The sequence below is a fragment of the Nocardioides caeni genome (assembly GCF_004912195.1).
In the GTDB taxonomy this organism is placed as follows: Bacteria; Actinomycetota; Actinomycetes; order Propionibacteriales; family Nocardioidaceae; genus Nocardioides; species Nocardioides caeni.
This window is the reverse complement of record NZ_STGW01000008.1, coordinates 56171-68481: the sequence shown is the minus strand read 5'-3', so window position 1 is coordinate 68481 and position 12311 is coordinate 56171. Positions and strand designations below refer to the sequence as shown.

The following is a 12311-nucleotide window of genomic DNA, read 5'->3' as shown; positions in this document are numbered from 1 at the left end:
GACCCGGGGTTGAGCCGGGCCGGTCCCGGACGTCCCGGGGACGATGGTCCCGACGGACCATGGTCCCGCCCCGCTCGTCCGGACCTTGCCTTCGACGCTGTCCACGGACCTCGGGACCCCGCTAGGGTGCGGTGACCGCGGACCACGGGAGGGTCGGTCCGCATGCTTCTGGGGGATTCATCATGTCGTTCTCGCTGGTCGCGCGCGGCGTCGCCGCCCTTGTCCTGTTGACGCTGCTCGCCCTGCTGCCGGGTCTCCCGGGCGGACCGACCGGTGCGGGTGCCGCACCGCCGCCCAGGCCCGGAGCCGGCTGCGGTGGCGGCGTGGCCGCGGTGCAGTCCACGGACGGCACCTGGACCTGCCGGTTCTTCGACGAGTTCTCGGGCAAGAGCGTCGACACCGCGAAGTGGATGGTCCAGCGCACATGGGCGACCGGCTGGCACAGCGGCGCCGAGTGCTACGTCGACGACCGCGACAACGTGCGGGTCAGTGGCGGCACGCTCCAGCTGACCGCCCGCAAGGAGGCGGCGCCGTTCACGTGCTCCATGCCCGACGGCTCGGACTACCAGACCCAGGTGACCAGCGGGATGGTCACGACCTACAACCGGCTGCACCAGACCTACGGTCGTTGGGAGATCCGCGCGAAGTTCCCTGACGTCACGACGCCCGGCGTCCACTCGGCGCTGTGGATGTTCCCGCGCTACTCCGCCTACGGCGCCTGGCCGGCGTCGGGCGAGATCGACATCGCCGAGTTCTACTCCTCCGTTCCCGACCGGGCGATCCCCTACGTCCACTACGCCTCGGACGGCACCGACCCGAACATGACGAGCTGGTCCTGCTTCATCGACCGCACCCAGTTCCACACCTACCGGCTCGACTGGACCCGCACGACCATCACCATCTCGATCGACGGCAAGGTCTGCCTGCGGAACTCGTGGAGCCCGGCGGCACCGCTGACGAAGCCCGCTCCCTTCGACCAGCCCTTCTTCCTCGCGCTCACCCAGGCCCTCGGCATCGGCCAGAACGCCTACAGCGCGCAGGGCACCGCCCTGCCCGCCACCACCCAGGTCGACTGGGTCCGCGTCTGGGGCTGACCCCCGGACGCCGGTCGGGAGGGCGCGACGGCGCGCGTAGGCTCCGGCCATGCGTGCCGTCGTCTGCCACCAGGCCGAGCTGACCGTTGAGGACCTGCCGGACCTCGTCCCGGGCAAGGGGCAGATCCTGCTGCAGGTGGAGCGCTGCGGCATCTGCGGGTCCGACCTGCACGCACGCACCCACTGCGACGAGACGGCGGCGGACGTCGCCGAGCTCGGCTACGACCACTTCATGCGGTCCGGTGACCACGTCGTGATGGGCCACGAGTTCGTCGGCACGGTCGCGGGCTACGGACCGCGGACGAGGAAGTCGTGGCCGGTCGGCACGCGCGTCGTCTCCCTCCCGGTGCTGCGCACCGACGCCGGCGTGCACCTGACCGGGCTGACCGACCAGGCGTCGGGAGGGTACGCCGAGCAGGTGCTCGTCGACGCCTCGATGACGATGCGCGTCCCCGACGAGCTCGACGCCGACGCGGCGGCACTGACCGAGCCGATGGCGGTCGCCCTGCACGCCGTACGACGCGGCCAGGTCGGCGCGAAGGACACCGCGGTGGTGATCGGCTGCGGCCCGATCGGTCTCGCGGTGATCGCGATGCTCAAGGCGACCGGTGTGCGGCACGTGATCGCGAGCGACTTCTCGCCCGGGCGCCGCGCGCTGGCCGGACAGATGGGCGCGGACGTCGTGGTCGATCCGGCGGAGGAGTCCCCGTGGGCGTCCTTCGCCGAGTCGAGGCGCTATCTCACCGAGGCGATCGCGCTCGCCGAGCTCGGTCTCGACGCCATGGACAAGCTCCGCGCCGTCCCGATGCTGCCGTGGGCGCACGTCATGCGGGCCGCCGAGAAGGTGGGTGCCACGCCACGCGGACCAGTCGTGTTCGAGTGCGTCGGGGTGCCCGGGATGATCGAGCACGTCGTCGCCAACGCGCCCCTGCTCACCCGCGTCGTGGTGGTCGGTGTGTGCATGGGCCAGGACTCGTTCCGGCCCTCGATGGCGATCAACAAGGAGATCGACCTGCGCTTCGCGTTCGCCTACGACCCGAGCGAGTTCCACCAGACGCTGCAGTGGATCGCGTCGGGCAAGGTCGACGTCCGCCCGCTGATCACCGGCACGGTCGGCCTCGACGGCGTGGCCGACGCCTTCGCCGACCTCGCCGACCCCGAGCGGCACGCGAAGATCCTGGTGGACCCGTCGCAGTAGGGGACGATCACGCCCGGGCGATCGCCCGCCCTGCCGCCCGTCCGGAGAAGATGCAGCCGCCGAGGAAGGTGCCCTCGAGCGCGTTGTAGCCGTGGACGCCGCCGCCGCCGAAACCGGCGACCTCGCCCGCGGCGTACAGGCCGGGGATCGCCGAGCCGTCGGGGCGGACGACCTGGCTGTCGAGGTCGGTCTCGATGCCGCCGAGCGTCTTGCGGCTCAGGATGTTGAGGCGTACGGCGATCAGCGGCCCGTGGGCGGGGTCGAGGATCCTGTGCGGCTTCGCGACGCGCATGATCTTGCCGGTGCGGTCCTTGCGGCCGTTGTGGATCGCCATGACCTGCGCGTCCTTGCAGTAGGCGTTGTCGATCTGGCGGTCGCGGTCCTCGATCTGCCGGCGCAGCAGCGCAGCGTCGAGCACCCGGCCGCCGCGGGCGATCTTGTTCATCCCGGCGACCAGCTCGTCGAGGTCGGCCGCGACGACGAAGTCCTCGCCGTGCTCCTTGAAGGCCTCCACCGGGCTGGTCGCCCCCTTGCCGAGGCGCTCCTTGAGCATCATCCGGATGTCCTTGTCGGTCCAGTCCGGGTTCTGCTCCGAACCCGAGAGCGCGAACTCCTTCTCGATGATCGACTGGGTCAGCACGAACCACGAGTAGTCGGCGCCGGTCGCCAGGACCTGCTTCATCGAGCCGATCGAGTCGGCGCCGGGGACGCCGGACATGCCGGTCAGCCGGTGGCCGTCGGCGTCGAACCACATCGACGACGGGCCGGGCAGGATCCGGATCGCGTGGTCGGGCCACACCGGGTCCCAGTTGTGGATGCCCTCGACGTAGGCCCACATCCGGTCCCTGTTGACCAGGCTCGCGCCGGCGGTCTCGGTGATGCCGAGCATGCGTCCGTCGACGTGGGCGGGCACGCCGGCGATCATGTGCTCGGGCGCCGGGCCGACCCGCTCGGTCGGCCAGTTGGCCCGCATCATCGCGAAGTTGTGGCCGATGCCGCCGGAGCTCACCACGACCGCGGCAGCACGGACGTCGAACGGTCCGACGACGTCGCGGCTCGACGCCTGACCGCGGGTCCGTGCGTCGTCGGGCGCCAGGACCGTGCCACGGACGCCGACGCAGGCACTCCCGTCGACACCGTCCTCGACCAGCAGCTCGTCGACCTGGTGCCGGAAGGCGAACCGCACCAGCCCGGCGCGCTCGGCCTCCTCGACCGGCTCGCGGAAGATGCGCACGACCTCGGGACCGGTGCCCCAGGTGAGGTGGAAGCGGGGCACGGAGTTGCCGTGGCCGCTCGCCGAGCCGTCGCCGCGCTCGGCCCAGCCGACGAAGGTCAGCGACTTCAGGCCGAGCCCGCGCAGGTAGTCGCGCTTCTCGCCGGCCGCGAAGTCGACGTACGCCCGGGCCCAGCGGCTGCCCCAGTGGTCCTCGCCGCGCTCGAGTCCGTCACCCTCGCCGATCCGGTCGAAGGCCGCGGAGCCCTGCCAGTCCTGCCAGGCGAGCTCGACGGAGTCCTTGATGCCCATCCGTCGCTGCTCGGGGGTGTCGACGAAGAAGAGCCCGCCGAGCGACCAGTGCGCCTGGCCGCCGAGGTTGGCCCGGTTCTCCTGGTCCAGCACCAGGACCTTCTTGCCGGCCCGGGTCGCCTCGTAGGTGGCGACGAGTCCCGCCAGTCCGGCGCCGACCACGATGGCGTCGGGGGCGAATTCCTGCAGGTCCTGGTCCGCTGCGCTGGTCACGACGCGAGCCTGCCACACGCGGGTGAGGCCGCTGGCTGTGACCGGGCACACCCGCCGTTTCCTTGCCACTGGCAAGGAACGGGTTCTAGTGTCCGGGGGAACTCCTCCTTGCCACTGGCAAGGAACGGCTCCGGAGAGGTGGCAACGGTGGGGAAGCTTCCCGAGGGCTCCCGGGTGGCCGGCTACGCCCGCTTCGTCGTACGGCGAGCAGGGTGGGTCGTCGCGTTCTGGCTGGTGGTGACCGGCGTGATGAACGTGGCGGTGCCGCAGCTCGAGGTGATCGCCGGGCAGGACTCCTCGCCGATGGTCCCGACCGACGCGCCGTCGATGGTCGCCGTGCAGGAGATGGACGAGGCGTTCGGCAACGGTGGCAGTGAGAGCTTCATCGTCGTGGCGATGGAGCGCACGGCCGGGCTGACCCGCACCGACCTCGACTACGCCGCGACCCTCCACGACGAGCTGCTGAAGGACAAGGACGACGTCACCTTCGTCCAGGACGTGCGGGACCCCGCGCTGCGGAAGGCACTGACCAGCGAGGACCGGCAGGCCCGCTACCTCCTCGTCGGGATCACCGGCGCCACCGGCGCACCCGCCTCGCTGCGACAGGTCGAGGCCGTCCGTGACATCGCCGGGGAGTTCGCCCCCGACGGGCTGACCGTGGCGGTCACCGGGCCGACGGCCACCGTCGTCGACCTGACGGTCGAGACCGAGCACAGCGTCGGCCGGATCACCATCGTCACGATCGTGCTGATCGGCCTGATCCTGCTGCTGATCTATCGCTCCCTGGCCGTGCCCCTCATCATCCTGTTCGTCGTCGGCGTGGGGCTCGGGCTCGGTCGCGCCGTCGTCGCGTGGTGCGGCTGGCAGGACTTCTTCGCGGTCTCGACCTTCAGCGGCTCCTTCCTCACCGCGATCGTGCTGGGCGCCGGGACGGACTACGCCGTCTTCCTCGTCGCCCGCTATCACGAGCAGCGCCGCGAGGGCGTCGAGCCGGCCCGGGCCGCAGCCGTCGCGGCCACCCGGATCGGCGGCGTCGTCGCCGGCTCCGCCGTGACCGTCGTCCTCGCGACCCTGTGCATGGCGTTGGCGTCGCTCGGCTTCTTCAACACCACCGGACCCGCCGTCGCCGTCAGCATCGCGGTCAACCTCTTCGTCAGCCTGACCCTCACCCCCGCACTGCTGGCGCTGGCCGGCAAGCGCGGCTGGGCCGAGCCGCGCGCGTCCTCCACCGGCGCCTTCTGGCAGCGGGTCGCCGGACTCGTGGCCGCGCACCCGGTCCGCACCCTCGCCGCCTCCACCATCCCGCTCGCGCTCCTCGCCGCGCTGTTCCCGTTGGTCGACCTCTCCTACGACATCCGCGACCCGCTGTCCGAGGAGGCCGAGAGCAACCGCGGCTATGCCCTGCTCGCCCGCCACTTCCCCGTCAACGAGGTGCTGCCCGACTACGTGCTCGTCCAGGCCGACCACGACCTGCGCAACACCCGCGACCTCGCGCTGATCGAGCGTGCCGCGGCGGCCGTCGAGCAGCACAAGGGCGTCGCCCTGGTCCGAACCATCACCCGGCCCCTGGGCGAGCCCATCACCCAGGCGTCCGTCGCGCACCAGTCCGGTCTCGTCGGTGAGCGGCTCGGCCGGGCCAAGGACCGGATCGCCGACGGTGCCGACGGTGCCCAGCAGCTCGCGGACGGTGCCGGTCAGCTCGACGACGGTGCCAGCCAGCTGGCCGACGGTGCAGGGACGGCGGTCGACGGAGCCGACCGCATCGCCACCTCCACAGCCCGCCTGTCCCGTGGCATGACCCAGCTCCTCGACGGCGCGGACGCCGCGGTCTCCGGGACCGGCGACCTGCGCACGGGCGCTCGGGAGCTGGCCACCGGCCTCACGACCGCCGCCGACCAGGTGCAGCTCGCGGTCGACGGCCTCGGTCTGGTGTACGACGCCCTGGCCACCAAGAGCCTGACCTGCGGCCTCGATCCGGCGTGCCGCCAGGCCCGCACCGGACTGAAGCAGATCTGGGAGGCGCAGCGCGACCAGCTGCTGCCCGGTCTGCGCGCCGCCTCACGAGGAGCCCGGGCGCTCGCGCGCGGCACCGGCGACCTGCAGACCGGCCTGCGCCAGCTGAAGCGTGGCATCGCGCAGGCGCGGGCCGGGACCGAGCAGCTCACGACCGGCCAGCAGCTCTTCGCCGACCGGCTCGGCGACCTCGCGACCGGCGCCGACCAGCTCGCCGACGGCGCCAACCAGGTCGCCGGCGGCACCGAGGAGGTCGCGTCGTCGCTGCCCGAGCTCGAGGCCGGGCTCGCCGACGCGGCGCGCCACCTCACCGCCACCGGGGAGGCAGCGGACGACCCGACCACCGGCGGGTTCTATCTGCCACCGTCCGCGTTGCGCAACCAGGACTTCGCGGCCGCCGGCCGGCTGTTCGTCTCCGAGGACGGACGCACGGCCCGCATCGCCGTACTCGGCAACACCGACGCGTTCGGCCCCGAGGCCTCCGCCCGGTCCACCGAGCTGCGCGACCTCGTCGAGCAGTCGTTCAACGGCACCGGACTGGACGACGCCACCGTGCTCGTGACCGGGATGCCCTCGAGCAACCTCGACCTGCAGCACTATTCGCAGTCGGACCTCGAGCTGATCGCTGCCTCGGCCCTGCTCGCCGTCTTCCTCGTCCTGCTCCTGCTGCTGCGCAGCCTGGTCGCGTCGTTCGTGCTGATGGCGACGGTCGTCCTGTCCTATGCGGCCGCCATCGGTGTCTCGATCCTCGTGTGGCAGATCGGCCTCGGGATCCAGCTCGACTGGACCGTCGCCGCGATCGCGTTCGTGATCCTCGTGGCCGTCGGCGCCGACTACAACCTCCTGCTCACCAAGCGCATCCACGAGGAGGCGCCTGACGGGTCGGTCGCCGGCATCGTCCGGGCGACCGCCGCCACCGGCGGGGTCATCACGACCGCCGGCGTCATCTTCGCGGTCAGCATGGCCGCGATGCTGGCGGGCCGGGTCACCACGATCGGCCAGGTCGGCTTCACCATCGCGGCGGGCCTCCTGCTCGACACCTTCATCGTCCGCTCGCTCCTCGTGCCCGCGCTCGCGACCCTCCTCGGCCAGCGGCTGTGGTGGCCCCAGAGGCCGCCCACCCCGAGTGGCTCGAGTGCGGCAGACTCCCCCTCGTGAGTGGCCGATGAAGCACGCCGACCTGCGCCAGCGCCTGCTGCGGGCGGCCGAGCAGGAGATCATGGCCAACGGGCTGGCACGCACCAGCCTGCGCGGCATCGCCCGCCGCGTCGGGGTCTCCCACCAGGCCACCGCGCACCACTTCGACGACCGTGCCGGACTCTTCACCGCCCTGGCCATCGAGGGCTTCGAGACCCTCGAGGCCCGCACCCGCACGGCGATCGCCACGTTCGCCGAGCCCGGTGGCGAGCAGGTCGCGATCGCCGGCGTCGCCTATCTCGAGTTCGCGCGGCGGCACCCGACCATGTTCGACGTGATGTTCCGGCCCGAGCTCGTGCACGTCGACGACGAGCGGCTCGCCGCCGCACGCGGCTCCCACCTGGCCCTCACGATCGACACCCTCACCGCGGCCCGCGCGACCGGGTGGGGCCCCGACCTGCCCGTGGAGGAGCTCGCCGCCCTGAGCTGGGCGACCGTCCACGGACTCGCCGTCCTGCAGCGCGACGCCCACCTGGTCGCCGCCCACCCGCTCGTCGATGCCCCGGGCGACCTGCTCCAGCGGGTCGCGGCCGCGCTCGACGCCCTCGCCTGATCCGGGCTACACGCGCGGGAGGGCCGCGCTGACGGCGCTGACCACGGGGAAGCCGGCGCGCCGCATCGTCACCCGCAACGAGATCCGATGGCCGCGGTCGCCCCGCGCCACGACGTACGACGACCGGGTCGCTCCCCGGATGACGCGCCCGTCGCGCAGCCACTGGAAGCTGCGGGTGTGCCCCGGCGCCACCCAGGAGCCGGGGCGTCCGGTGAGCCTGCGTCCGACCCGGGCGACGCCGGTGATGCTGGGTCGGGCGGTGTTGTGGGCGGCGACCGCGAGCGCGTTGCTCACCACGGAGGTCCCCGGCTGGTGCCCGGCGAGGGCGGCCCGCACGCGCACGCTGATCCGGCGTCCGGCATCCCCCGTCGTCAGGACGTACGACGCCACGCCGGTCGTCGCGACAACGGTGCCGTCACGCAGCCACTCCCAGGTCCGCACCGCGTTGCCGGGGCTCGCCGTGGCGCCGGTGGCCGTGAGTCGTTGCCCGACGCGAGCGATCCCGGTGAGGGTGGGGTCGGTCAGCGTGACCGGGACGGTGACGACCACTGTCGTGGAGGAGATCGCCCAGGGGTCGTCGCCCATCTGGTCGTGCCGGGCGCGGACGGTGACGACGTGGCTGCCGGGCTGGTCCCAGGCGAGCGAGACGTAGCCCTGGCCCGGGTCCGCGACGTCGTCGAAGTCGCCGTCGGCGTCGAGGTCCCAGCCGTAGGTCAGGACGCTGCCGGAGGGTGCATTGGTGGTCGTGGCCCAGAAGCCGACCGCGGTGCCGGTCGTCGCCGCCGACATCAGCGACTGCAGCACGAGCGTGAAGGGCGAGGACGACCGGATGACCGTGATCGTCGACGACGCGACGAAGGAGGCGCCGTCGACGGCCGCCAGGACGCGCACGGTGCGCTGACCGGGGCCGGTGGCCCACCGGGTCGGGTCCCACTCCGTCCGATCGCCGGTGGCGTCGTCGTAGGCACCGTCGTTGTCGAGGTCCCAGGCGTAGGTGACCGACTGGCCGCAGCAGGGTTCCTCGTCGACCGCGGCGAGGAGGGTCGCCGGTCCCTCGTCGAGCGCGACCGTCGCGGGCGCGTAGATCTGCACCGCGCCCGTCGCGGCGCTCGCGGGCGCTGCAGTGAGCGCCGCAGCGAGCGTGCTGACGATGACGGTGATGACGACGGCGATCCTCCGATGCACGTTGCGCTCACCTCCTGCCGGGGTCAGGGGTTCAACGCGCAGGTCCGCCGGAGGTCCCGGGTTCCCGCGGCACCGCGAGCAGGGTCGGCGTGGTCCGGCCGCGCAGCGTCGTCTCACCGTGCTCGACCCAGTGACCCGCCTCGGGCGAGCCGGCGTCGGCGGCGGCCTGGACGGAGTCCCAGGCCGCGAGCACCCCGCCGGGCACGTCCTTGGCGAGGTCGGTGAGGCGCGACGCGGAGTTCACCGCGTCGCCGATGACCGTGTATTCGAAGCGCTGCTCGTGCCCGACGTTGCCGGCGACGACCTGTCCGGTGGCGACCCCGATCCCGGCGCCGACCTCGGTCACCTCCGCCGCCAGCCGCACCGCCATCGACCGCGCGGCGGCCAGCGCCGAGGCGGCGTGGTCGTGATGCTCCACCGGGGCGCCGAAGATCGCGAGCACGGCATCGCCCATGAACTTGTTGACCAGTCCCTCGTGACGGTCGACCTCGTCGACCACCACCCCGAAGAAGCGGTTGAGGACGGCGACGACCTCGGCGGCCGAGTGCGCCGTGGCATAGGTCGTCGAGCCCACGAGGTCGACGAAGAGCACCGAGCAGGTGCGCGTCTCGCCGCCCAGCTCCACCTCGCCGGCGCCCAGGGCCGCGGCGGCCGCCGCGACCTCCTTGCCGACGTGGCGGCCGAACAGGTCGCGGATCAGCTCACGCTCCTGCAGCCCCTGGACCATCGAGTTGAAGCCGCTCTGGAGCTGGCCGATCTCCGTGCCGTCATAGACGACCAGGTCGGCGTCGAACTCGCCCTGCTCCACCTCCCGCAGCGCGTCACGGACGGCGATCACCGGGGTGGTCAGTGCGCGGGCGTTGAGGACCGTCAGCAGGAAGCCGAACACCAGCACGATCACGCACAGCACGATCGTCACGACCGCCATCTGGGTGAGGCTGGGCTGGTCCTCGCCGGGGGCGAACGACAGGGCAGCGGCGATCACCAGGCCGACCAGGGGCGCGCCGGTGCCGACCACCCAGAAGATGATCATTCGCGAGCCGATGCCGACGCCACGCATCCGCTCGGTGACGCGGACGTCGCTCAACGCACGAGCGGCGATGGGACGCAACGAGAACTCGGTGAGCAGGTAGGAGACGCCGGACACCACGACGGCACCGATCCCGACCGTCAGCCCCGTGGCGAGCGCCCGCTCGGGCTGCAGCGCGACCGCCAGGAGCGTGAAGAGCACGGTGGCGCCCATCCACATGACGAACTGCGCCGCCGTCAGCGAGAACGGCACCCGCAGGGCCTTCAGCCGCTGCGCCGCGTCGGGGTCCACGTCGGGCTGCGTGGCCCAGCGCAGCGAGCGCAGCGCCGACGTCGTCCCCCAGATCGTCACGACCACGACCGCGAACAGGACGTACGCCGGCACGCCAATCGCCAGCGCGACGAGCATCGCGCCCCGGGGCGGCGGGGTGGGCACGGCCCAGGTGCTGACCGCCCAGACCACCACGGCACCGATCACGTGCGTCGCCATCAGCATCACAGTCAGCAGGACCTGGATCCGGATCCGCAGCGCACGCGGCGCCTGGTCCCGTGGCCCGAGCAGCCGCGAGCCGAAAGGGCTGCGGCGCGCGGACGGGGTGCGGCGAGGCATGGCCGGAGCCTATGCCCGAAACTCACGCCAGGTGCCCGCCCGGACACCGTTCGGCTGACCCGTTGGGCGCGACCTGCTTGGATCAGGTCATGACCGGCACGTCCGCCCCCACGTTCACCGCCGACGAGATCACCGACGCCTACGCCGCCTTCCACGCCAAGGTCGCGGTGTTCGCCGAGACCGGCGACTGGGACGGCTACGCCGACCTCTTCACCCCCGACGCGACCTACGTCGAGCACGCGATGGGCACCTTCACCGGCCGCGAGGAGATCCGCGCCTGGTCGGTGCGGACCATGACGTCGTACCCCGGGCGGCTGATGCCGGCCTTCCCGATCTCCTGGCAGGTCGTCGACGCCGACCATGCCCGGCTCGTCTGCGAGGTGCTCAACCCGATGCCGGATCCCGGCGACGGGACGATGCTCACCGAGCCCAACATCACGATCATGACGTACGCCGGCGACGGGCTCTTCTCCCGCGAGGAGGACGTCTACAACCCGCTGCGCTTCCACACGATGGCCCTCACCTGGGCGCGGATCGCCGCCGCCCACGGCAACGCCGACGAGGACGTGCTCGTCTGGCTGGACCGGTTCGGTGGCGGCCGGGAGCCCCGGTCGTGACCGGCGCGGCGAAGCGGGTGCTCCTCGAGGTCCTCGGCTGGGTGCTGCTGCTCGCCGGCATCGCGGCGATGGTGCTCCCCGGCCCCGGACTGCTCCTCATGGCGGCCGGCCTGGCCGTCCTGTCGCAGCAGTACACCTGGGCCGAGCGGCTCCTCGACCCCGTGCTGCTGCGCGCGCTGCGCGCCGCGGCCGAGGGCGTCGAGACCTGGCCGCGGATCCTCGCCTCGACCCTCGGTGCCCTCGCCCTCGGCGGGTTCGGTGCCCTGTGGATCGTGAAGCCGGATGCGCCGTCGTGGTGGCCGATCGACGACAAGTGGTGGCTGGTCGGCGGCCCCTGGACCGGCGTCACCCTCATCCTGTCCTCGCTGATCGCCCTCGGTCTCCTCGTCTACTCCTACCGCCGCTTCCACGGCAAGCCCGAGGCGCGCGCCGCCCTGGAGAGCAGGATCGACGAGGCCGACGACGAGGCCGAGGAGCAGCGCGGCCGGATGCGCCACAAGATCGACGAGCGACGGGACCGTGACGATGACTGAGCACGTCGACCCGCTTCCCGACGACCGTCGGCCGATGCTGGAGCGGATGGTCTCCGGCGACTGGTACCTCGCCGACGACCCCGGGATCGTCGAGGCCATCCACCGGTCCTCGGACCTCACGGCCGCCTTCAACGCGACGACGGCCCGCGAGGTCGACCGACGCCGCGAGCTGCTCACCGAGCTGCTCGGCGCGATCGGGGAGGACACCGAGATCCGGACCCCGATCCAGGTCGACTACGGCACCCAGATCCGGATCGGCGCCCGCAGCTTCGTCAACTTCGGTCTCGTCGCCCTCGACGTCGTCGACATCGTCATCGGCGACGACGTCCAGATCGGCCCGAACGTCCAGCTGCTCACACCGATCCACCCCCTCGAGGCCGACCTGCGCCGCAGCAAGTGGGAGCGCGCCGAGCCGATCACCATCGGCGACAACGTCTGGCTCGGCGGTGGCGTCATCGTCTGCCCCGGCGTCACGATCGGCGCCAACACCGTCGTCGGCGCCGGCGCCGTGGTCACGAAGGACCTGCCGGCCGGCGTGCTCGCG

10 protein-coding genes are annotated in these 12311 nt (G+C 72.3%); 7 read left to right on the top strand and 3 right to left on the bottom strand.

Going from position 1 to position 12311, the window contains the following annotated elements:
• Window positions 1-182 precede the first annotated feature (182 nt).
• Window positions 183-1094, top strand: coding sequence for a glycoside hydrolase family 16 protein (locus E9934_RS13025; protein WP_136563328.1), 912 nt, complete (start codon window positions 183-185; stop codon window positions 1092-1094).
• Window positions 1095-1143: 49 nt separating this feature from the next.
• Window positions 1144-2292 (top strand): zinc-binding dehydrogenase, encoded by a 1149-nt coding sequence (locus tag E9934_RS13020; RefSeq protein ID WP_136563327.1) that lies wholly within the window; start codon window positions 1144-1146, stop codon window positions 2290-2292.
• A gap of 7 nt (window positions 2293-2299) precedes the next feature.
• Here E9934_RS13020 and E9934_RS13015 read toward each other — a convergent pair whose 3' ends face one another.
• A complete protein-coding gene (locus E9934_RS13015; RefSeq protein WP_238694945.1) occupies window positions 2300-4030 on the bottom strand; it encodes an FAD-binding dehydrogenase in 1731 nt (576 codons plus the stop codon).
• Between the two features lie 147 nt (window positions 4031-4177).
• Here E9934_RS13015 and E9934_RS13010 point away from each other — a divergent pair, with 147 nt between their 5' ends.
• Both E9934_RS13010 and E9934_RS13005 read left to right on the top strand, forming a co-directional pair.
• On the top strand, window positions 4178-7201 hold the full coding sequence (locus tag E9934_RS13010) for an efflux RND transporter permease subunit (protein WP_193556909.1): 3024 nt from the start codon (window positions 4178-4180) through the stop codon (window positions 7199-7201).
• Between the two features lie 7 nt (window positions 7202-7208).
• On the top strand, window positions 7209-7793 hold the full coding sequence (locus E9934_RS13005; RefSeq protein ID WP_136563326.1) for a TetR/AcrR family transcriptional regulator: 585 nt from the start codon (window positions 7209-7211) through the stop codon (window positions 7791-7793).
• 6 nt (window positions 7794-7799) lie between these two features.
• On the opposite strand, the gene E9934_RS13000 is transcribed toward E9934_RS13005, so the two are convergent.
• The gene (locus E9934_RS13000) at window positions 7800-8978 is read right to left on the bottom strand and encodes a PKD domain-containing protein (RefSeq protein WP_136563325.1); all 1179 of its coding nucleotides are present in this window, start codon (window positions 8976-8978) and stop codon (window positions 7800-7802) included.
• A 31-nt stretch (window positions 8979-9009) separates the two neighbouring features.
• A complete protein-coding gene (locus E9934_RS12995) occupies window positions 9010-10617 on the bottom strand; it encodes an adenylate/guanylate cyclase domain-containing protein (RefSeq protein ID WP_136563324.1) in 1608 nt (535 codons plus the stop codon).
• A gap of 89 nt (window positions 10618-10706) precedes the next feature.
• On the opposite strand from E9934_RS12995, the gene E9934_RS12990 reads away from it, so the two are divergent.
• The 3 genes from E9934_RS12990 to E9934_RS12980 all read left to right on the top strand — a co-directional run.
• Window positions 10707-11234 carry a nuclear transport factor 2 family protein gene (locus tag E9934_RS12990; protein WP_136563323.1) on the top strand — a complete coding sequence of 176 codons (528 nt, stop codon included), beginning with the start codon at window positions 10707-10709 and terminating at the stop codon, window positions 11232-11234.
• The gene (locus E9934_RS12985) at window positions 11231-11767 is read left to right on the top strand and encodes a PGPGW domain-containing protein (RefSeq protein WP_136563322.1); all 537 of its coding nucleotides are present in this window, start codon (window positions 11231-11233) and stop codon (window positions 11765-11767) included. The genes E9934_RS12990 and E9934_RS12985 overlap by 4 nt, the downstream gene beginning before the upstream one ends.
• The coding region (locus E9934_RS12980) for a sugar O-acetyltransferase (RefSeq protein WP_202977291.1) at window positions 11760-12311 on the top strand (552 nt) is incomplete at its 3' end. The genes E9934_RS12985 and E9934_RS12980, both read left to right, overlap by 8 nt.